19 protein-coding genes are annotated in these 20,516 nt (G+C 35.6%); 8 read left to right on the forward strand and 11 right to left on the reverse strand.

Annotation, left to right across the window (positions count from 1 at the left end):
- Window positions 1-102: 102 nt before the first annotated feature.
- A complete protein-coding gene (locus CRO00_RS10755) occupies window positions 103-1,677 on the forward strand; it encodes a M14 family zinc carboxypeptidase (RefSeq protein ID WP_161946663.1) in 1,575 nt (524 codons plus the stop codon).
- 34 nt (window positions 1,678-1,711) lie between these two features.
- Here the strand turns inward: CRO00_RS10755 and CRO00_RS10760 are convergent, their stop codons facing one another.
- Window positions 1,712-2,095: a hypothetical protein gene (locus CRO00_RS10760; RefSeq protein WP_097073675.1), complete on the reverse strand. Its 384-nt coding sequence runs from the start codon at window positions 2,093-2,095 to the stop codon at window positions 1,712-1,714.
- 220 nt (window positions 2,096-2,315) lie between these two features.
- On the opposite strand from CRO00_RS10760, the gene cyoE reads away from it, so the two are divergent.
- The gene (cyoE, locus tag CRO00_RS10765; protein ID WP_097073676.1) at window positions 2,316-3,200 is read left to right on the forward strand and encodes a heme o synthase; all 885 of its coding nucleotides are present in this window, start codon (window positions 2,316-2,318) and stop codon (window positions 3,198-3,200) included.
- Between the two features lie 661 nt (window positions 3,201-3,861).
- On the opposite strand, the gene CRO00_RS10770 is transcribed toward cyoE, so the two are convergent.
- The 3 genes from CRO00_RS10770 to CRO00_RS10780 all read right to left on the reverse strand — a co-directional run bounded on the left by CRO00_RS10770 (window position 3,862) and on the right by CRO00_RS10780 (window position 7,335).
- Window positions 3,862-5,304 (reverse strand): tetratricopeptide repeat-containing diguanylate cyclase, encoded by a 1,443-nt coding sequence (locus tag CRO00_RS10770; RefSeq protein WP_097073677.1) that lies wholly within the window; start codon window positions 5,302-5,304, stop codon window positions 3,862-3,864.
- A gap of 240 nt (window positions 5,305-5,544) precedes the next feature.
- Window positions 5,545-5,796 carry a hypothetical protein gene (locus CRO00_RS10775; protein ID WP_097073678.1) on the reverse strand — a complete coding sequence of 84 codons (252 nt, stop codon included), beginning with the start codon at window positions 5,794-5,796 and terminating at the stop codon, window positions 5,545-5,547.
- Window positions 5,797-5,952: 156 nt separating this feature from the next.
- Window positions 5,953-7,335: a dipeptidase gene (locus CRO00_RS10780; protein WP_097073679.1), complete on the reverse strand. Its 1,383-nt coding sequence runs from the start codon at window positions 7,333-7,335 to the stop codon at window positions 5,953-5,955.
- A gap of 271 nt (window positions 7,336-7,606) precedes the next feature.
- On the opposite strand from CRO00_RS10780, the gene CRO00_RS10785 reads away from it, so the two are divergent.
- Window positions 7,607-8,152: an RNA polymerase sigma factor gene (locus CRO00_RS10785; protein WP_097073680.1), complete on the forward strand. Its 546-nt coding sequence runs from the start codon at window positions 7,607-7,609 to the stop codon at window positions 8,150-8,152.
- A 79-nt stretch (window positions 8,153-8,231) separates the two neighbouring features.
- On the opposite strand, the gene CRO00_RS10790 is transcribed toward CRO00_RS10785, so the two are convergent.
- The 7 genes from CRO00_RS10790 to CRO00_RS10820 form a co-directional block, all read right to left on the reverse strand.
- Window positions 8,232-8,684: a MarR family winged helix-turn-helix transcriptional regulator gene (locus CRO00_RS10790; RefSeq protein ID WP_097073681.1), complete on the reverse strand. Its 453-nt coding sequence runs from the start codon at window positions 8,682-8,684 to the stop codon at window positions 8,232-8,234.
- A 64-nt stretch (window positions 8,685-8,748) separates the two neighbouring features.
- The gene (gene spx, locus CRO00_RS10795; RefSeq protein WP_097073682.1) at window positions 8,749-9,153 is read right to left on the reverse strand and encodes a transcriptional regulator Spx; all 405 of its coding nucleotides are present in this window, start codon (window positions 9,151-9,153) and stop codon (window positions 8,749-8,751) included.
- 340 nt (window positions 9,154-9,493) lie between these two features.
- Window positions 9,494-11,062 carry an ABC-F family ATP-binding cassette domain-containing protein gene (locus CRO00_RS10800; RefSeq protein ID WP_097073683.1) on the reverse strand — a complete coding sequence of 523 codons (1,569 nt, stop codon included), beginning with the start codon at window positions 11,060-11,062 and terminating at the stop codon, window positions 9,494-9,496.
- A gap of 110 nt (window positions 11,063-11,172) precedes the next feature.
- Complete coding sequence (locus tag CRO00_RS10805; RefSeq protein ID WP_097073684.1) at window positions 11,173-11,358, reverse strand: SE1832 family protein; 186 nt, start codon at window positions 11,356-11,358, stop codon at window positions 11,173-11,175.
- Between the two features lie 199 nt (window positions 11,359-11,557).
- Window positions 11,558-12,475: a cyclic di-GMP-binding domain-containing protein, MshE-related gene (locus tag CRO00_RS10810; RefSeq protein WP_097073685.1), complete on the reverse strand. Its 918-nt coding sequence runs from the start codon at window positions 12,473-12,475 to the stop codon at window positions 11,558-11,560.
- Window positions 12,468-12,854 carry a response regulator gene (locus CRO00_RS10815; RefSeq protein WP_097073686.1) on the reverse strand — a complete coding sequence of 129 codons (387 nt, stop codon included), beginning with the start codon at window positions 12,852-12,854 and terminating at the stop codon, window positions 12,468-12,470. The genes CRO00_RS10810 and CRO00_RS10815 overlap by 8 nt, the downstream gene beginning before the upstream one ends.
- A gap of 247 nt (window positions 12,855-13,101) precedes the next feature.
- On the reverse strand, window positions 13,102-14,151 hold the full coding sequence (locus CRO00_RS10820; RefSeq protein ID WP_097073687.1) for a PseG/SpsG family protein: 1,050 nt from the start codon (window positions 14,149-14,151) through the stop codon (window positions 13,102-13,104).
- A gap of 158 nt (window positions 14,152-14,309) precedes the next feature.
- Between CRO00_RS10820 and CRO00_RS10825 the strand changes: the two genes are divergently transcribed.
- The 5 genes from CRO00_RS10825 (at window position 14,310) to CRO00_RS10845 (ending at window position 20,475) form a co-directional block, all read left to right on the forward strand.
- Window positions 14,310-15,113 (forward strand): NAD-dependent epimerase/dehydratase family protein, encoded by an 804-nt coding sequence (locus CRO00_RS10825; protein WP_097073741.1) that lies wholly within the window; start codon window positions 14,310-14,312, stop codon window positions 15,111-15,113.
- Window positions 15,114-15,355: 242 nt separating this feature from the next.
- Window positions 15,356-17,191, forward strand: coding sequence for a cation:proton antiporter (locus CRO00_RS10830; protein ID WP_237658384.1), 1,836 nt, complete (start codon window positions 15,356-15,358; stop codon window positions 17,189-17,191).
- Between the two features lie 105 nt (window positions 17,192-17,296).
- Entirely contained in the window at window positions 17,297-19,135 is a 1,839-nt protein-coding gene (locus CRO00_RS10835; RefSeq protein WP_097073688.1) for a cation:proton antiporter, read from the forward strand.
- A 92-nt stretch (window positions 19,136-19,227) separates the two neighbouring features.
- Complete coding sequence (locus CRO00_RS10840) at window positions 19,228-19,782, forward strand: NADPH-dependent FMN reductase (RefSeq protein WP_097073689.1); 555 nt, start codon at window positions 19,228-19,230, stop codon at window positions 19,780-19,782.
- Window positions 19,783-20,235: 453 nt separating this feature from the next.
- Window positions 20,236-20,475, forward strand: coding sequence for a universal stress protein (locus CRO00_RS10845; RefSeq protein ID WP_097073690.1), 240 nt, complete (start codon window positions 20,236-20,238; stop codon window positions 20,473-20,475).
- Window positions 20,476-20,516: the final 41 nt, after the last annotated feature.

Raw genomic sequence — 20,516 nt, forward strand, 5'->3', positions numbered from 1 at the left:
TAGTAATCGCCATAGAGTGTATAGTCAAACTACCATTTTTATAGTTAAAATGAGAGGTAAGAAGATTTATCTTCTAAACCTATACTAATGGGAGTTGACAGCATGACAAAAATTAAAAGAGGATTATCTATTTTTCTTGCAACGGCCCTTTCATTTTCTTCATTATCAATCGCATCTGCGAATGAACCCGTTGAAACAATTGATGAGACTCCAACTATTTATGAAGGGGATAATGATACCGAAATCGTTGAGAATGAACAGACAATACCTCCTCAAGAAGACGAAAATAATGATGAAGATTCGACTATCGAAACTCCAGAACCAATTGAAATTGAACCACTACCGGAAGAAGAACCCGCAATCCCACCTTATGAAAGTGGAAATGGGAAAATCATTAAAACGACACCTTATTATTACGTTTCATCAGGCACCTTTAAACAGGTTGGAACGTTAGAAGAAGGAGTTATTCTAACACCAACAAAAGCGACTTTAAATTATCTAGTCGTTAAAGTAGGAAGCGATTATTTTTATATTCCAAGAGATGCCTTTACATCAACCAATGAAAAGCCAAATTTAGAAGTACATATAAAGGGAAGCTTTCCAAGAACAATTGTTGCAGAAACAAACGCATCACTTACAGATAAGGGTGGGAATATCGTTGGAACAATTGCTAAGGGTGAGAAAGTAAAATTACATATGGTAACAGGTGGCCGTGGGGTAATCGAATTACTTGGGAAACGTGTGTATGTTGATTTAAGCAACTTCCAGCATACAGATCAAGTAATGCCGAAAAAGAATATTAGTTATAAAGAAATGGAATATTATTTAAAAGTATTTTCATATATGTATCCGGAATTTACAGAGCTTGTTAAAATTGGCGCATCAGTACAAGGAAAAACGATGTATGCGTTAAAAGTCGGCAATGGTAAAAAGGAAATTTTAATGGATGCTTCAATGCATGCAAGGGAACATATGACAACGAATGTGTTGCTCGAAATGATTGATCAATATACATATCATTATGTTAAAGGAACAAAATTCAATAATTATCAAGTTAAAACATTGCTAAACCAAGTAAGTATATGGTTTGTCCCAATGATGAATCCAGATGGTGTTACACTGGTGCAATCAAAGGAAAATGCAAGTGCCGCTACTAAAAAGTTGAATAATGGTAGTACAAATTATAATCGCTGGAAAGCAAATATTCGAGGGGTTGACTTAAATCGTAATTTTGATGGGGGATGGGCGACGAAAGCTTCATCTAAAGCCGCTTCTTATAAAAATTATAAAGGGAACAAGCCATTCTCGGAGCCGGAATCACAAGCGTTAAGAAGTTTTGTGGCAAAACATCAATTTAAGTCTTACATTTCTTACCATAGTTCGGGTTCAGTTCTCTATTATTATCATCATCAAAAGGGGTCGCAATTAACACGTGACCTATCTGTTGCAAAAATGATTAGCAAAGTAACAGGCTATCGAGTATTACCACCAACTGGAGAAACAGGTTCAGGGGCTTCAACAGATTGGTTTATTATGAACTATAAGATGCCGGGAATTACGGTAGAAATTGCACCAGCTGTAGGAGAAACAATCGTATCATTAAAATATTGGGATAGTGTATGGAAAAAGAACCAAACAATAGGCTTACTCGCAGCAACAGAAGCAAATAAAAGATAAAGAAAAAGGTGTCTCTTTAATTTGAGACACCTTTTTATTGGGGTTTTTTATCAAAAATCTGGATAAAATGCGCTTTATAAAAAATTAGTAAATAGCCTTCTAGAATTAAAAGAATAATTGCTAAGAAAAGTAGACTTGGATCTAAAAATAAATGTAATAATAAAATATTTACCACTAGCGGTAAAAGAACTGCGATTGCTAAAGGAACATATCGATTAACTAACAATAACATTCCACAGATGACTTCGAGGGACTTTTCAGCGACTAATAAATAATCAAAAGTAAAAAGCGCCATTGCCTCTGGACTCGTAGGAAATAAAGATTCAAATCCAAAAAATACGATGAAACCATTTAATCCGGCACCCAAAAAAATAACGCCTAATAAAATTCGAGATAGGTGCATTATTTTTTTGTTCATTCCATCACACCCCTTCCTTGATTGTATTCAAAGTTATTTCAATGTAGTCCTATATGTACTATACTAATATTGAAAATTCTATTGTAGAAAGTATCGATAATAGCCATTTTTTTTTCAAAATTAATATGTCATGTAGATTGTTGAAAATCATATTTCAGTGGTATGATAGAATATAGTGCTTACCTACGTGGGCCTAACAATGAGGAGAATTAGACATACTATGCAAAACTATTTAAACTTATGGGCAAAGACAGTAAAAACCGGAATCATCAAGTCAAATTTAATTCCGATGATTGCTGCACTAATGCTTGCTCTATATACGTATGAACTAAGCTTTGTTGAACATATACCACACATTATATTAGCTTTTATTGGTTCGGCCTTAATTATTGGGGCAGCTGGAACTTTTAATAACTTATATGACCGTGATATAGATGCGATTATGCAACGAACAAAATCACGTCCTACAGTAACAGGTGAGTTAAATTCTAAAAATGTATTAATTGTTGGGATTGTATTACTCATTGTAGGACTTATCGTTTTATACTTAACAACGCCTCTTGCAGCATTTCTTGGATTTTTAGGTGTTTTCTTTTATGTCGTTCCATATACAATGTGGACAAAAAGAAAAACGATATGGAATACTGAGGTTGGCAGTATATCAGGGGCTATGCCACCACTAATTGGATGGGCAGCAGTCGCACCGGATATTTGGCATCCAGCTGCTTGGGCATTATTTATTATTATGGTCATTTGGCAAATGCCACATTTCTATGCTATTGCCATCCGCAAAAGAGATGACTATGGTGCAGCGAATATACCTATGCTACCGGTTGTTAAAGGCATGAGAAGAACATACATTCAAACAAATATATACCTTATACTTTTAATGTTTACTAGCTTATTATTTATTCCATTAAGCTTGGGTTTAATGTGTGCTTCACTTATTTTAGGTGGAATTTGGTTGTGGATTAGTTTTGTTGGATATCGTCAAATGGATGAGAAGAAATGGGCAAATAGAATGTTTGCATACTCATTAATTTATATGACAGCTGTTTTTGCAACAGTTCTCATTTATGCATCAGTTGGTATGATTCTTCAATAGCTTTGGGAAGTCCGTCTCGCTTAGGTGTGGGACGGGCTTTCTTGTTACTTGAAAAAGTGTTGCTAACCTTGGGAAGAGAAGGAGAATCAATTAATTGGTACTTCTAAATCGTGGGGTGCCGGTATATAGCGGTTTATTTCGAATTTGTGAACATGATTGTGATAAAAATGTGACATGATAGGCGAGTGTATATTCGTCCAGTATAGTTGATGATACACTTAAATCAACATAAAGCGTTAAACATTCGTAACCCTTTATGTAAATCGCTCAATTAATAAAAGTGTCTTTAGTAAAGCTCAAAGAACCTAATAAAAGCTTTGACAACATATATAACCTCCCCTATTTATATACATAACGCTTTTATAGGTCGGATTTAAAAAACACCGTGCAACAGGAAGCCACTGAAAAACTAAATACCGATAAAAATTTATAGTAATTATTTGCTTCTAAATAGAAGGTGGGATTCACTTCGCTTTCCACGGGCTTGGCTTCAGCCTCCTCGTCGCAAGCTCCTGCGGGGTCTTCAGCTCAAGCTGTTCCCGTAGGAGTCTTCGTGAATCCCACTTCCTAAAAGATCTGAGCGTATTTTTATTATAAAAATTTATTAAAATTGACTTTTTCAGTGCCCTATGCAACAGCGCGGTGTTTTTTCTGCGGAAATTTAGACAGAGCAATTGTCTTTTGATAAAAACACAATCTGATTTCGGCCGTGTTTTTTCGCAATATAAAGTGCTTGGTCTGCAATTTTAAAAATTTGCGTAAACTTCTTTGCGGACGGGACACTTTCTGTACAAACTACTCCCATACTAATTTTTAGTTGAATGTGGTGATGGAGGTAGGGGACTTGTAACTCAGTAAGTGCTGTAAATATTGCTTGAGCTTTTTGAAAAACTTCAGAATTAGAGTAGCCTTTCAAGATTGCTACAAACTCGTCGCCACCGTAACGTCCAACAATTGTATTTTCATCATTCCCTAAAACATGTAAACACGTTTCCCCAACAGCTTTAATAACTTCATCGCCCACTAAATGCCCATACGTGTCATTGATTACTTTAAAATGGTCTACATCGAAAACAATACAACATACGGATGTTCCTGTTTGTTTAGCTTCTGTTAACCATTTATTACAAGTTGTTTCTAGGTAGTATCGATTATAAACACCTGTTAGAGTATCCATATTCGCACGTCTCTCAATAGCGGCAACACTATGTTTAATATCAAGCTCTCTAACCTTTGACGATAAACGTAACTTGAATATGTTCTCCGAGTAGGTGATGTATTGCTTCCACATTAAACATGCATTTTCGAAGTCTTGCAAAAGCTCATACAATTGAGCAGTTGTTTTTGAGATAACCCTAAGCATTAAGTGATCATTATAGGTGGATAAAATGATCGTTGCTTCTTGAAAAGTGTGAAGTGCCTTTTCATAGATGCCTAGCCTTTTATATAACAATCCTAAAACATAGAAATAGTAGCCTTTTTCATGTAAGTTACTATTTAAGTAAGAATTCGAATAGAGGGGTTCAAGAATTTCCCTTGCCGTATCCAATTGATTTAAACCGATATAAGCGTAGGCAACATTGATATAGATTTGACATTGCAACAACACATCACTTGGGCAATGATTTTTGGCAAATTGCATAGCGATGTTTGCATAGTTTAATGCTTCTTCATAATTTTCTTCAATTATTAAATAAGAACTATAGGTGTTATAACTTAGACAAAGAGAATAATACATGTCTAATTCAAGTGCGTAATGTATGCATTCTAAAATAGCTGTCTTTGCCTCATTATAATTTTCCTCAAACTCATAAATAAGTGCGCTTAGACTATACAAATAATATTTATCACGCTCATCCCCGAATTCATCGCATAGTTGTTTAAAAAGAAGTACATTCTCGAAAGCGCTTTCTATTTGTCCTAAATAATAATAACAACCAGCTAAGTTCATATAGGCGTTCATCATTGATTTTTTATCTTCTGTTTTTTTGGCGTTGTCTAATAATTCATTTGCTAATTTAATTGCTTCATTATATTTACCATCTGAATATAAATTAACAATTTGTGACTCTAGTTTAGTTAATCGGTGTAGTTTGACATTCATGTTGTCACCTCACGCTTCTAACGAATATTTTCCTTGAAGGGTTTTGAATATATAGGTATTTGTTCCTTATATGTATTATACTATCTGGTAGTTATCCTATTTCAGGTATAATTTGACAAGTCTATGGCAATTTTACTCTAAGCAAAAACATAAAGTAAACAGTGAATAGTTCCTATATTTGCCAATAAAAAAACCGATGAAATATAGCATATATGTTCATCGGCATAATAATTTTTTATGTTAGAATGCAATAAATGAATAGAAGCCAAATAAAAATGCAACCACAGCTAAAGAATAGTAAAAAATGCTAGCGTTTTTATTTTGTTGTTTAGTTTCTATTAATGCCATAGCACTAAATAACGGGCCAGTTACAATGAATGCCCATGGTAGAAGATGTGGGCTACCTGCTACAAACGTGTAAATTCCAATTAATAAAAGCAGTAAACATACAACAGGTTGGAAGTAAAATACTAAACCCCATTTTGTCTCCATTCAATCACTCTCCTAACAATTTTATTTTCTAGCATTTTATTGGTATAAATTCAATTCTACAAATATTTAGAAAATTCCTTTCCCATAAGCAGTTGTAATATTTGTAATGTGGGATCAAAAAAAGTGACTCAAAATACTTTTGAGCCACTAAAGAAATTATAATTTTAAATCTGATACTTCATGTAAATAATCGCCGAGCACACGAAGTCCTTTATCAAAGTTTTCTAAATGGAAGTGTTCATTTGGTGCATGGAAGTTTTCACTATTTAAACCGAAGCCCATTAGTACGACTGGCAATGATAAGATTTCATCAAAAGCCGCCACAATTGGAATTGATCCGCCTCCACGTATAAATGCTGTAGGGACGTTATAGATTTTCTCGTAAGAACGACCTGCAGCTTGAATGAGAGGGTGATCAAAAGGTGTCATGTAAGGTGCACCTTTATCAAATTCGGAAACGTTTACTGTCACGCCTTTTGGTTTATGTTTTTCAATATGAGCTTTTAGTAATTGAACGATTTCGTTTGGATCTTGGTCTGGAACTAAACGACAAGTAATTTTTGCTCCGGCTTCAGCTGGTAGTACTGTTTTAATTCCTTCTCCAGAAAATCCTCCAAATACTCCGTTCACTTCTAATGTTGGACGAGCCCAAGTTTGTTCAAGGTAAGAATAGCCTGCTTCCCCAAAGAGCTCTTGAACCCCAATTTCTTCTTTCAAAGCTTCTTCGTCAAATTGGAGGTCACGGTAAGCTTGACGCTCTTCTTCAGAAAGGGGACGTACTCGATCGTAGAAACCATCAACTTGAATTGTGCCATGTTCATCACGGAATGAAGCTAGAATGTCAGCAAGAGCGTGGATTGCATTTTGCACACCCCCACCATATAGTCCTGAGTGTAAATCTCCTTTTGCTCCGCGAACGTCAATTTGAACCCCTGTTAACCCACGTAACCCGTAACATACAGCAGGCTTTCCTGGTCCATAAAGGCCTGTATCGGAAATTAAAATAAGATCTGCCGCTAACTTTTCCTTATTTGCCTCTACATAAGCAGGGAGGTTTGGACTACCAATTTCCTCTTCACCTTCATAGATAAATTTTACGTTTACTGGAAGCGTTCCTTCAGTAGCAAACAACGCCTCAATCATTTTTAAGTGCATATACACCTGGCCTTTGTCATCCGAAGCACCGCGAGCAAACAGCAAGTTGTCTCGGATTTCAGGTTTGAAAGGTTCAGACTCCCAAAGATGGAGGGGGTCAACAGGTTGTACATCATAATGTCCATAAAATAGGATAGTCGGTTTACCTTCAGCGTGTAGCCATTCCCCGTAAACAACAGGGTGTCCGTTTGTCTTGTCTACCGAAACGTTTTCAATATTTAACTTACGAAGCTTATCTGCAAGCCAATTTGCAGCGGTTTGTATATCTTCTTTATGTTCGGAAAGTGAGCTAATACTTGGAATACAAAGGAAATCAAATAGTTCCTCTAAATGTTTTGCGCGATTTTCTGAGAAATACTTATCTAACTTTTGTACATGACTCAAAGCAAATCCCTCTTTTCAAAATTTTCAAGTAGTAGAAATAGTATAGCACAGGTACCCGGTACACAAACAATTCAGAATATTTCAAGTACCGGGTACGCAAACAATTCTGAAAATTCAAGGCCCCCGGTACGCATTTAACACATTTTTAAAATTACAAGTGATGGGTCTGAATCTTACACGAATGTAATGAAATTGAAAGCAAATACGATAGAGTGTAATCCAATAATTTGGGAAAATGATTACAGAAGTTAGATAATGGAGGAAATTAAAAATGACTAACTGTTTATCAGGAATTTATGAGGAATTTAACCGTTATATATATCATTTATGTTTAAAATTGACACGCAACACTGCAGAAGCTGAAGATCTAATGCAGGAAGTGTGGGTAAAAGTTGTACGTAATGAAGAACAAGTAAGACAGGTTGACCATGTGAAAGCTTGGTTAACAACAATAACAATGAATACATTCCGCGACCGCTATCGCAAAAATGTTAGAAGAAGCAAGTATATGATGAGTCAACCTGAAACATTAGACGTACCGATTTTAGATTTGGTTCCCAATAATGACATTTCAACAGAGGAACAAATTGAGAAAGAGGCTGTAACGAAAATGGTCCAAGAAAAAATGCAACAGCTCGATGGCATCTACCAAAAAACTTTATGGTACTTCTATGTAGATCAGTATTCATTAGCTGAAATTTCAACGTTAATGAAAGTGTCAATTGGAACAGTAAAGTCACGTCTATTCCGTGCAAAAGCGCGTTTAAAAGAAATACTACTAGCTGATGCAACATTACAAGATGTAGTAACAGCATAGTGAAGAGGCTTTCCATTACGGGAAGTCTTCTATAACACAAAATAACACAAGTTGCCCTCTATGCAGCTTGTGTTTTAATTTACTCTTCTTTATTTTGGTATCCATTTCCACTAATTAAGCATTTCTCGAAAATTGTATGGAGTGTTTGTATTTCGTCCATAGAAAGCATTCCGAACATAGAGTTAACCATTGCAGTGACTTGAGCTCGGGACTCCTCAAGTATTTTTTCGCCCTCTGGAGTAATGGCAATTTGAGCAGCACGTCGATCTGCGCTGTTTTGAGTTTTCTCAATTAACCCACCCTTAATAAGCTTCGTAGTTAGGACGGTTACACCACCAGTGGTTACTTTTAATCGTTCTGCAATGGCTGAAGGACGTTTTGGACCTTCTTTCGATAATAAATCTAATAGTAGAATGTGAGACTTTGAAAATCCTAAATTATTTTGTTGATTCCATTCATTTGCCCATTTCCTTTCCAATGAAGCAACTACTTCAAAAAGGGAGGAAAGAGTTTCATATTTTTGGCTATCCATAATGTTTCGCTCCACTTATATAAATCATATCGCATGTCTAGTGAACAAGTGCTTTCACTGACAATTAAACTTGTGATACAAGCTGTTGCATCGCGTTTAATTCATAAGCACGTACTTTACGTGGAATAAAGCGGCGAATATCCATCTCGTTATAGCCCACTTGAATGCGTTTTTCATCCAGTAAAATTGGGCTTCTTAACATGCGTGGATGTTGTTGAATTAAGTTGTATAGATCTTGAATTGAAAGTTGGTCAATATCAATATCAAGGTTTTTAAAATCGTTGGAGTTGGTAGCAATAATTTCGTCAGTACCGTCTTCTGTCATTCTTAATATATTTTTAAATTCTGCTAATGTTAAAGGTTGAGATGTAATACGTTTTTCTGTGTAATTAATCTTGTTTTCTTTTAACCATTTAATTGCTTTTCTTGATGAGGAACAGCTAGATTGTGTATAAATTGTTACTGTCATAAAATCTCCTCGCTTTCATTTGTTTTGTCATAGCTTATAAGTAAGAGATTTCGTTCCTATAGATATCTTACCAGTAAGCTAATTATAAGTCAATAGTTCGTATATTTTTAAGTGGGCTTCACATATATCTATAACCGTTTTTCTATAAATATATACGTAATAAAGAAGAAAAAGTTTCAAAAATTTGAGAATTGGTTTTGAGAGTGTGTAAGTGATGAAATAGATTTAAAGTTTCTTTTTTAGAAGGCACGTGGGGGTTTAATGATTCAATGTAGAAAAAACCATTAATTAAAAAAACGGTTTGAACACCTCTAAAAAAGATGTTCAAACCGAAGCAATCTTATAAATCCGTTTTCCCAGTAGTGAACCAATCTTGAACGTTCCATACTTTTGTTGCTAAACCTTCGTAAAACTCTGGTTCGTGGGATACTAATACGATTGTGCCTTTGTAATCTTGCATCGCGCGTTTTAATTCTGTTTTTGCATCAACGTCTAAATGGTTTGTTGGTTCGTCAAAGATTAGCCAGTTCGATTCTTCCATCATCAGCTTACAAAGACGAACTTTAGCTTGCTCGCCCCCGGATAAGGAATTTAATGGACGAGAAATGTGCTCATTTTTCAGACCTGCTCGAGCTAACGCAGCACGAACTTGATGTTGGTCCATGCTCGGGAATGCATTCCACACATCATCTATTGGCGTCATGTTTCCAGCTTTTACTTCCTGTTCAAAGTAAGAAGGGAATAAGAAATCTCCACGGCGTACAGATCCACCTAAAGCATTGATTTTACCAAGCATCGTTTTTAGTAAAGTAGATTTCCCGACACCGTTCATCCCAATTAAAGCAATTTTTTCACCGCGCTCAATCGTGAATGTAAGGGGTGGTAATAATGGTTTAGCAGGATCATATCCAATCGATAAATTTTCAGCCTCAACAACATAGCGGCTTGACGCACGGGATTCTTTGAAGCTAAATTCAGGTTTCACTGCACTTTCAGGTCGATCAATTCGTTCCAAGCGTTCTAATTGTTTCTGGCGGGACTTTGCACGACCAGTTGTTGAATAGCGTGCTTTGTTCTTTGCAATAAATTCCTCTTGCTTTTTGATAAATTCTTGTTGTTTTTCGTATGCATCAATGTGTTGGCGTTTATTAATTTCCGCTAACTCTAAAAATTTCTCATATGTTGCTGTGTAGCGAGTCATTTTTGTAAATTCTAAATGGAAAATAACATCTACTACACCGTTCATAAATTCTGTATCATGGGAAATTAAGAGAAAAGCATATGGATAATCTTTTAAATAATTTGAAAGCCAAGTTATATGTTCTTCATCTAAATAGTTGGTTGGCTCATCTAGTAATAAAACTTTTGGCTTTTCAAGTAAAAGTTTTGCTAATAAAACTTTTGTACGTTGACCACCTGAAAGAGCAGCAACATCTCGATCTAACCCGATTGCATCTAATCCTAAACCGCGCGCAACCTCTTCAATTTTAATATCTAGTGTATAAAAATCTCCTGCATCTAAAGCATCTTGAACGTCAGCCATTTGCTCGAGAAGAACTTCTAATTCTTCAGGTGTAGCATCAGCCATTTTTGCAGCTATCTCATTTAACTCTTCTTCTTTTTTATAAAGTGGCAGGAAGGCATCACGTAGAACCTCTCGCATAGAACGACCTGCACTTAATACAGTATGTTGATCGAGATAGCCGTAATGTGTGCCTGGTAACCATTCTACTTTTCCTGTATCGTGAATGATTTGACCTGTAATAATGCCCATTAATGTGGATTTTCCTACACCATTAGCACCAACAAGTCCGATATGATCGCCTTCTACTAAACGAAACGAAACGTCTTTAAAAAGGGTACGGTCCCCAAAAGAGTGACCTAACTTTTCAACAGTTAATATTGCCATAAGTAAATTTTCCCCCGATAATATTTAAATTATTGTTCAATTTTAATTTTGGAATAAGAATTTCATAGTGAACGCACTCTCGGTAACCGATAAAAAAAACTCGCGGCAAATTACAACGCCGCGAGCTGTTTATTCAGTTCAGCAAGTTGCTTTTCCATGTTGGCAAGGCGTTCTTCAGCTTTTGTAACAGAATCGATATGTCCTGTATTTTCAAGCTTTTCAATATCACCTTGTAGGTTAATATAATCCATTTTAAGTTCTGCAATTTTTTGTTGAAGCTCTGATTTTGTAGCCATAAGAATGCTCCTTTATTATAAATCGGAAAGTGTTCCGGTTGTATGTTTTTTAGTATATGTATTTCTAGATGTTATTGTATCATAACAAGGTGGAATTTATCATTAATAATAAGTTTAATAAGGGGAAGGTAGGGGAATAGAACAATGAACACAACCAAAAAAGCTCTGGACAGTGTATACCGTTCAGAGCGATCTCCTATTATACAGCTTGTGTTCCGGCTGCAGAACCGATTTCAATACTAGTTGGATTGTCGGATAGTACTAATTGGAATGTACCTTTTGAAGTGATAACGTTCACTTGGAATAACTCACCTGCAACAGTAGCATTTTCAACTATTTGTTGTGGGTTCATGTTAAGTTCTGTACCCCAGTTGGACATGTTTACTAAGTAAATTCCATTATGTAAGTTTAAGAATTCACTTACTGCATCCTTCGCCAATGCATCGATTTCAGTTAATTCCTCTTCTGCATAAATAGAAGCTACATACAATAATGTTTCATCGTTTGTACTAAGTCCTGTGAATAGGGGAGCACCACCAATAATGTCTTGTTTAATTAACCAGTTACCCGGTACAACATTATTACTCTCTGAAACTTCAAGATAAACTTGATCATCAATGAAACGAATCATGTTTTTCGCAAATAGAGATAAGTATTTTCCGTATTTCGCAGCTTTTTCTTCGTCTGATACTAAAAGTTGTTCTACTAATGTATCAATATTACCGTTGCGAATTGCTTCAAATTGTTCATCTGATAAGCTGTTTTCTTTTTTGTAGTCATTTAGAGCGGCACCGAATTCATCGATTGTCATGTACTCACGATCAACAAGTGCTTGAGCTAAATAAAGATGGCTTTGTTTTTGGTGAGAGATTAACGCTTCCACTTGTGCTTCAGTTAAGTAACCAAGCTCTACAGCAATTTCTCCAAAGCGTTTATCCATTTGGCGTTGTTTTTCGTGAACCTCTTCAACTTGTGCAGTCGTCATGAAGCCTTCATCTACAGCAATTACCCCAAATTTAACGTGAACAGTTTTTTGGAATTCTAAAGCATCTGCTAATTGCTCACGTGTGATTAGACCGCGGTTTAACAAATAATGACCGAAGTATTGGCTAAACATTTGCACTTTCCTCCTTCAAAATTTTCTCGATTAGTAGAGTAACAGATTCAAGAGAGATTGGTTTTTGGATGAAATCATATGCACCATTAGCAAGAGCTTCTTTTAGGTGGTCGCTTGTCCCGGCAGAAGAGGCCATTACGATTTTTGCTTCAGGATTAAATGATTTAATATCTTTTAATGCCTCTATTCCGTCTTTATCAGGCATTACGATATCCATGAAAATTAAATCTGGGTTGTGTTCTTTTGCTTGTTCAACAGCAATAACTCCATTTTCAGCTTCGAAAATTTCTTCGAGTTTACATTTTTCTAAAACAGATCTTAGTTTTTTACGAATTAAAATTGAATCATCACAAATTAGAACTTTTAAATTTTGTTTCATGACTTACAACTCCTTTTGCCTTAATCAATTTACTTGTTTTATGATTCGACATCCCCATACATAACTCCTTTTTACCGTATGGAGAATTAACAATTAGTACTTATTGTATATAAAATTGTAACAAAAATGTTAATGGTGTAAAAGGGGAAGATGAAAAAACTACCAACAATTCTGTGAATTAAAAAACCAGCCAAAAAGACTGGTTCAAAGATACTAATATTTTTTTTCTGAATGTTCCGTTCATTCTCTATAAAGATATGATGTTATGACGTTCGTATGCAAAGTCTAATAATAAGGATTTTAGAGCTTCATTGTTTTCTGCTATATCTAATTGGAACTGTTTACGAACAGCTCGTTCTCGCCGTGCTTCATGAAGTAGTAGCTCCATTACGGCGTTTTGAATGTTTGATTGCTTCATTTTTCGCCCTAGACCAAGATGAATAAATCCATGGTGTTCACGAGGGAAAGCATTGTTCAATTCTCGTTCGTTTTGAGCAGCAGTAATACATGGTATACCGATTGTAGCGACTTTATAAGGTGTATAGTTGGCGTTACATATAACGATATCCGCCTCAGGAAGTAGTTTTTCGAGTGCTTGTTCGTTTCTTAAAATATTGGTGTTACGGCGGCTTAGAACCATCATTTGTAAATCTTCAATAGAATGTTTATATTCAGAATCAATGGCGATTGTAATTTTTAGAGGAATTTGTAATTGTGTTAAATGTCTTAGGGTGCGATACGTTAAATTGTTTTCGTCACCATCTTCATAGGCAACAATGATATGTGGTGGGTTGGACAATTCGTTTGATACTCTAGATTCAGCGATAGATTTTAATGTGTCTTTTACTGCAAATGCATAGGTTCCACCTAAAATATTTCGTGCGGTATTTTCACGTACTTCTTCAAATAAAGCATGAATATTACAATCCGCTAATTCACCACCCTCGCCAAAATCATCAAAATGGACTAGGGTTTTGCAATAAGGTCGAATTTGTTCCACTTGCTCGACAATTGTATCTTTACCATCTTGAACAATTAAATCAGGTCCAAGATTGCGAATTTGATTTTTTAATTCTTCATAATGGTCAAAGAGAATCGGAGAAAGTTGTAAGTCTGTAAAAATTTCAATGGCTTCTTGTCCAGATTGTTTTAAAAAAATATAAACTTCCTCGTCTTCTTTTAATAGTTTTGCTAAAATGGCAGTTCGTTCAAGTGGATAATATCCTTTTACTACATTATGCTCAACAATAAAAGCAATTTTCTTTTTTGAAGTGGTAGTCACTAATTCATTTTGCATGGTATCCCATCCTTTCCCAACTATTAATTAAATTATGGTGAAAAAGAAGAAAGTATGTGTGAAAATTATCAATATAAAATTTTGAACAATAGAGATATAGATTTTCAAGTGTATGCATTGGAATATGAAAAAATGAAAGGTGAGGGCAAAGAGTGAAAATGCGATCTGCAATTATAGTAGGAGCAACAGGTCTTGTAGGGTCTGAACTTTTGAAACTACTATGTGAAAGTGATGAATATATATCAATCACAGCAATTACCCGTAGAAAACTAGAATACGAGCACCCAAAATTAACTGTTAAGATACGTTCTTTCGATGAACTTGGGGAACAAGATTTTGATTTTGCCCATGAACTTTACTGCTGTTTAGGCACCACTATGAAAAAAGCAGGTTCGCGCAGTGAATTTGAAAAAGTAGATTTCGAATATCCGTTACAAATTGCATCTCTTGCAAAAAAGCGCGGAATCATGCATTTCATTGTAATTTCTGCTATGAGTGCAAATGAAACATCCTCTGTTTACTATAGTCGGGTAAAAGGGAAATTAGAGAAAGAATTAACTGCATTGGAATTACCTCAGCTTTCGATTATTAGACCTTCTCTTTTAGTAGGGGATCGTTACGAATTTCGTTTTGGAGAAAAAATGGGCGAATATATTCTAAAGGTTGTAAACCCCATCCTCATTGGCCCACTAAAAAAGTTTCGTTCAATTGAAGGCAAACAAGTTGCCCTTGCAATGAAAGTGATTGCACTGCACGGGAAAAAGACACCAGTATCAATCTATGAATCATGGGAACTAGCCAAATTAGAAATGCCTCAGCCAGAACAAGTTGTTGAAGAACCAATATCTAGAGAGCAATTATTTAATTGGGATAAGAAGATAAAAGAAGAACCGTTACCACTAGATGAAGAAGTCGTGTTTAATAAGTCGAAATTTAGGGAAATTAAAGAAGACAATGATTGATTTAATAAAAATATGGAATGAAAGAACAACATCTGCAGATACTACAATAAGCCGACTCCGACTTAAATTTAGTTATTGTCCCCCTGTACTTCCGTGAATATAAGAGTTAGCCGTATCTAACTGATAACGGCTAGCTATTTTGTTTTATTAATTGGACTAATAACTCCCAAACTTTTTACTCTTTTACATAGTATAGACAACGTGGGTAAGTGTACTTCTTAACGGAAGGAGATGTAATGATAATGGAATTCACTCTTTTTGTAATTGCAGCAGTTGTAGTGCTAGGAATTTTATCGCAATGGATTGCTTGGCGTTTTCGACTCCCAGCTATTGTCATTATGTCTGTAGTAGGATTGGTTGTAGGACCTTTTCTGAACATTTTTAATCCCCAAGAAAACTTTGGGAATGTCTTTAATCCACTAATTTCACTTGCTGTTGCAATTATATTATTTGAAGGTAGTTTAAGCTTAGATATAAGAGAAATAAAAGGTTTCCGTCATGCTATCTTCAGAATTTCAACTTTAGGTGCATTTATTGCTTGGATTATAGGTTCCCTTGCAGCTCACTTTCTAGCCGGACTAACACTGGATGTTGCCTTTGTTATAGGTGGACTATTTATCGTTACTGGACCAACCGTTATTCTTCCATTATTAAGACAATCAAAATTAAAAGAACGTCCCGCAGCTATATTAAAATGGGAAGGCATTGTAGTGGATCCTTTTGGAGCTTTACTTGCTCTTTTTGCATTACAAGTTGTTTTTTGGACAAATAATTTTATCTCTGGTACCTCGCTAATCTTATTCTTCGGAGCATCTATTCTAGCAGCTTTAATAGGCTCAATTGCCGGTTATTTTTTAGGACGGTTATTAGAGCTTGGCTTTATCCCGGAATTTTTAAAATCACCAGCAGTATTAAGTAGTGTTCTTTTGGTTTTTGTTTTATCTGATATGATCATGCATGAAACTGGTCTTCTTGCAGTAACAGCAATGGGAATTGTAATGGCCAATATGCACTTAACTTCAATCCGCGACTTAATTCACTTTAAGGAAAATATATCTGTCCTTTTAATTTCAAGTGTATTTATTATGTTAACAGCTTCTCTTTCAAGTGAAACACTTCTTGAAATACTAAATTGGCGCATGTTTATATTTGTTCTTGCGATGATGTTTATTGTTAGGCCATTATCAATTTGGGTTTCTACAATTGGAGTCGGTTTATCTGTTCAGGAGAGAACGTTAATTGGCTGGATTGCTCCACGGGGAATTGTTGCCCTAACTGTGTCTGGTTATTTTGCAGGCGTTTTAACAGAGTCCGGTTTTGAGGATGGAGATATTATTACAGCATTAACTCTTGCCCTTGTCTTTGCAACAGTTTTGGCCCATGGTTTTTCAATTAGCTGGCTTGCTCGAAAACTTGGATTACAAGCAACAGAAGAAGCCGGGGTAATGATTGTTGGTGGTACGGAATTTAGTGCTGTTCTTGCTGAAGCCATCCAATCCTTTAATAAACCAGTTTTAGTTTTAGATCGTTCATGGGGTGCTTTATCTCCAGCACGGCAGCGTGGGATAGAAACAGAAGTGGGGGATATTTTAAGTGAACATACCGAATATCATGTGGACTTAACACCTTACGAAATTCTCATAGCAGCAACTGAAGAAGATGCTTATAATGCGCTTATTTGTCAGCGATTTGTTCCAGAATTAGGGAGAGAACATATATATCAAACACCAATCCATATTGGAGATCCCAGTGATTACAGTAAATCTTTAGGTGGAAAAATGTTTATTAAACAGAAATATGATATTCATACGTTAAATCGTCATGTAGAAGAAGGTTTTATGATTCGAAAAACGACATTAACAGAACAATATACTTTTGAACACTTTCTTAAGGATGATAGTCATTCAACAATCCCATTATTTGCAGTAGATAAGGATAACAATTTAATATTCTCAGTAATGGGGAATAAAAGTAATTTTGAGCAGGGTACAACGATTGTAAGTTTAACTTCTCCAACTCGTAAAATTGAAAAAGCTCTGGAAAAAGCAAATAATACTGAAAATATATCAAAGGAATAGAATGAAAGATAGTCCTTCGCAAATACTAAAATTGCGTAAGGGCTTTATTTTTGGCTCAGTTAGATGCTTGGGCATAAAAGTTTGGAGTTGTAAGGAGATGTAATGATGTTTGAATCGACACTTATCCAGATTACTGCTGTTGCGGCATTAGGAATACTATCACAATGGATTGCGTGGCGTTTTCGACTTCCTGCAATTGTCATTATGTCTCTCGTTGGTTTACTAGTTGGACCATTTTTCAATATTCTCCATCCTCAAGAAAGTTTTGGGGACGTTTTTCATCCATTAATTTCGTTAGCAGTGGCAATTGTGCTTTTTGAAGGAAGTTTAAGTTTAGATATTCGAGAAATGAAAGATTCGAGACGTGCCATTTTTCGAATTTCTACGTTAGGATCTTTTATTGCTTGGATTGCTGGCTCATTAACTGCTCATTTTGTTGCGGGTATTTCTTTAGATGTAGCATTTATAGTTGGTGGCCTCTTTATCGTGACGGGACCAACTGTGATTATTCCTTTATTACGACATGCAAAATTAAAAGAACGACCTGCCACTATTTTAAAATGGGAAGGATTAGTTGTTGAGCCTTTTGGAGCATTATTGGCCCTCTTTGCATTGGAAGTCGTGTTTTGGTTAAATGATTTAATTTCAAGTACAGCTCTATTTATATTTTTTGGAGCATCAATTCTATCGGTCATTATAGGAATCGGAGTAGGATTTTTGCTAGTGAAGTTAATTGAACATGGATACATTCCAGAATATTTAAAATCGCCGGTAGTTTTAGTAAGTGTATTACTGGTATTTGTGTTATCTGAAGAGATTATGCATGAGACGGGATTGCTGGCGGTAACGGCAATGGGAATCGTGATGGCTAATATGCATTTAACTTCATTAAAAGATTTAATTCACTTTAAAGAAAATATATCCGTAGTTTTGATTTCGAGCGTGTTTATTATGTTAACCGCATCATTATCCCTTAGTACGGTTATGGACGTTTTTAATTGGAAAATGCTTTCATTTGTTTTAGTGATGTTATTTATCGTAAGGCCCGTTTCAGTTTGGCTGGCGACAATCGGTATCGATTTACCGAAGAACGAAAAATTGTTTATTGGGTGGATTTCTCCTAGGGGAATTGTCGCTTTAACAGTATCCGGATTTTTTACGAGTAAATTAAGTAAAGAAGGGTTTGTCGATGCTGAAATTATTACTGCATTAACATTAGCGCTAATATTTGCAACAGTACTTGCCCATAGTTTTTCTATTGGTTGGCTTGCAAAAAAGTTTGGATTACGAGCTACGGACGAAACAGGTGTATTAATCGTTGGTGGAAGTGCATTTTCGGCAATTTTAGGAGAGGCGATTCAATCGTTCAATAAGCCTGTTTTAATATTAGATCGCTCATACGGCGCTTTGTATCGTGCAAGGCAATTAGGGATTAAAACCGCTGTTGGCGATATTTTAAGTGAGTATACAAAATATAGTATTGAATTAACTCCGTATGAAATTTTAATCGCTGCTACAGATGAGGACGCATATAATGCATTAATATGTCATCATTTTGTTCCTGAATTAGGGAGGGAACAAATTTTTCAAACCCCGATTCATACAGATGATCCTAGTGATTTTAGCAAGGCGATTGGTGGGAAGAAACTATTTCATCCTGAGTATGATATCCATACGTTAAATCGATTTGTTGAAGAAGGATACATGATTAGAAAAACCCAGTTAACGGAACAATATACTTACAATGATTTCTTAGAGGATGATGATCACAAGATGATTCCGTTATTTGCTGTTGACTCTGATAACGAATTAATCTTTATTATTCACTCGAAAGAATATACGTTTGAAGCAGGTACAACAATGATTAGTTTAACCTCTCCGTCGCATAAAATGGAGAAAGCCCTTGAAAAAGCGAGTAATGTTGAATTTCCGACTAAAGGCTGAAATTTTATTTTTTATAAACTCGTTCCCTATTCGACATTTGTCGCATCTGTTACAATAACGGATGGAAATAGAAAAGGTGGAGGATAGACATAATGAAAATATTACTCGTAGACGGTACTGTGTTTGGTGCAAAAACCGGTGCGATTTTGCGACAAGTTCAACAATATATTAAAGAATATAATAGCGAATTAGAGCTTGAAATATTATATTTTTCTGATTTAAAACACCAAATTTTGGATGGTAGCCCGTTAAATGAAGATATGCAAATGATGATTGAAAAGTTTGAAAATGCAGACGGCTACATTATTGCCACTCCTATCTACCAAGCATCCATACCCGGTGTATTAAAAAATGCGTTTGATATGATAAATCCAAAAGCAATGCGCTATAAACCAGTATCCATGGTTGCAAACGGTGGGACGTATCAACATCATCTAGTCGTTGAAAACCAGTTGCGTCCAATATTAGACTATTTTAGATGTTTAGTAACGCCAAACTATGTATATACGCATGCATCTCACTTTGATGCAAATAATAATATAACAGACGATGAAATTAAAGATCGTCTCCGTGAGCTTGCACGCGTCTTCGTACAATATTGCAAACTTAGACAATCATTACCAAAAGAACCGGTAGATAATCATTAAGATAGAGGACTTCCCATTAAGTGCGGGAAGTCTTTTTTTATGTTTGACAGGATAATTCATTGCATACTGGATGAGGTTGTTGCCGGGATGAAAACAAGTTTGGATGAAGTTTTTCGTGATTTTTGTATTCATCGGTGGTATGAAGCCAACATTTGGTGAAAATCATAGAGATTTTTGTATTCATAGGTGGTATGAGGCCAACTTTTGGTGAAGGGCATTGGAGTAATGAATTCAACCTTTGACGTTCATGGGCATTATGAAGGATATATCAACGAGTGACCAAAGTAGATTTGACGTTCATACGCATTATGAAGGACATTCCAGCGAGTAACCCAAGTAGATTTGACGTTCATGCGCATTATGAAGGACATATCAACGAGTAACACAAGCAGATTAGACGTTCATACGCACCATGAAGCCCATTACCACGAGTGATCCAAGCGGTTTTACGTTATGAGTTATAGGTCTACTAGGTTAACTTTAAAGGCTTTGGTACTCACCATCCCTATAAAAACACTTCATCAATTTGGAGCGCCTAAGTTTGTTATTACAGGAGAAGTTGCGAAAGCGGTAAATGCAGATTTTATTTTATGTGGTGCAACAGGTAAACATGGGGTAGAACGTTTACTAGTCGAATCAATCTCAGATCAATCTCAGAAGCCATTGTACGTACGGCGAAATGTGATGTTTTAGTAATTCGTACACCTTAAAATAAAAACGAGCGGGTTAAGTAT

Source organism: Ureibacillus xyleni (genome assembly GCF_900217795.1).
Taxonomy (GTDB): domain Bacteria; phylum Bacillota; class Bacilli; order Bacillales_A; family Planococcaceae; genus Ureibacillus; species Ureibacillus xyleni.

What these genes read in the sequence shown, in the direction of transcription:
- CRO00_RS10755 (WP_161946663.1), top strand. Translation starts at nt 103, where the DNA reads ATGACAAAAATTAAAAGAGGATTATCTATTTTTCTTGCAACGGCCCTT.
- CRO00_RS10760 (WP_097073675.1), bottom strand. Translation starts at nt 2,095, where the DNA reads ATGAACAAAAAAATAATGCACCTATCTCGAATTTTATTAGGCGTTATT.
- cyoE (WP_097073676.1), top strand. Translation starts at nt 2,316, where the DNA reads ATGCAAAACTATTTAAACTTATGGGCAAAGACAGTAAAAACCGGAATC.
- CRO00_RS10770 (WP_097073677.1), bottom strand. Translation starts at nt 5,304, where the DNA reads ATGAATGTCAAACTACACCGATTAACTAAACTAGAGTCACAAATTGTT.
- CRO00_RS10775 (WP_097073678.1), bottom strand. Translation starts at nt 5,796, where the DNA reads ATGGAGACAAAATGGGGTTTAGTATTTTACTTCCAACCTGTTGTATGT.
- CRO00_RS10785 (WP_097073680.1), top strand. Translation starts at nt 7,607, where the DNA reads ATGACTAACTGTTTATCAGGAATTTATGAGGAATTTAACCGTTATATA.
- CRO00_RS10790 (WP_097073681.1), bottom strand. Translation starts at nt 8,684, where the DNA reads ATGGATAGCCAAAAATATGAAACTCTTTCCTCCCTTTTTGAAGTAGTT.
- spx (WP_097073682.1), bottom strand. Translation starts at nt 9,153, where the DNA reads ATGACAGTAACAATTTATACACAATCTAGCTGTTCCTCATCAAGAAAA.
- CRO00_RS10800 (WP_097073683.1), bottom strand. Translation starts at nt 11,062, where the DNA reads ATGGCAATATTAACTGTTGAAAAGTTAGGTCACTCTTTTGGGGACCGT.
- CRO00_RS10805 (WP_097073684.1), bottom strand. Translation starts at nt 11,358, where the DNA reads ATGGCTACAAAATCAGAGCTTCAACAAAAAATTGCAGAACTTAAAATG.
- CRO00_RS10810 (WP_097073685.1), bottom strand. Translation starts at nt 12,475, where the DNA reads ATGTTTAGCCAATACTTCGGTCATTATTTGTTAAACCGCGGTCTAATC.
- CRO00_RS10815 (WP_097073686.1), bottom strand. Translation starts at nt 12,854, where the DNA reads ATGAAACAAAATTTAAAAGTTCTAATTTGTGATGATTCAATTTTAATT.
- CRO00_RS10820 (WP_097073687.1), bottom strand. Translation starts at nt 14,151, where the DNA reads ATGCAAAATGAATTAGTGACTACCACTTCAAAAAAGAAAATTGCTTTT.
- CRO00_RS10825 (WP_097073741.1), top strand. Translation starts at nt 14,310, where the DNA reads ATGCGATCTGCAATTATAGTAGGAGCAACAGGTCTTGTAGGGTCTGAA.
- CRO00_RS10830 (WP_237658384.1), top strand. Translation starts at nt 15,356, where the DNA reads ATGGAATTCACTCTTTTTGTAATTGCAGCAGTTGTAGTGCTAGGAATT.
- CRO00_RS10835 (WP_097073688.1), top strand. Translation starts at nt 17,297, where the DNA reads ATGTTTGAATCGACACTTATCCAGATTACTGCTGTTGCGGCATTAGGA.
- CRO00_RS10840 (WP_097073689.1), top strand. Translation starts at nt 19,228, where the DNA reads ATGAAAATATTACTCGTAGACGGTACTGTGTTTGGTGCAAAAACCGGT.
- CRO00_RS10845 (WP_097073690.1), top strand. Translation starts at nt 20,236, where the DNA reads ATGAGTTATAGGTCTACTAGGTTAACTTTAAAGGCTTTGGTACTCACC.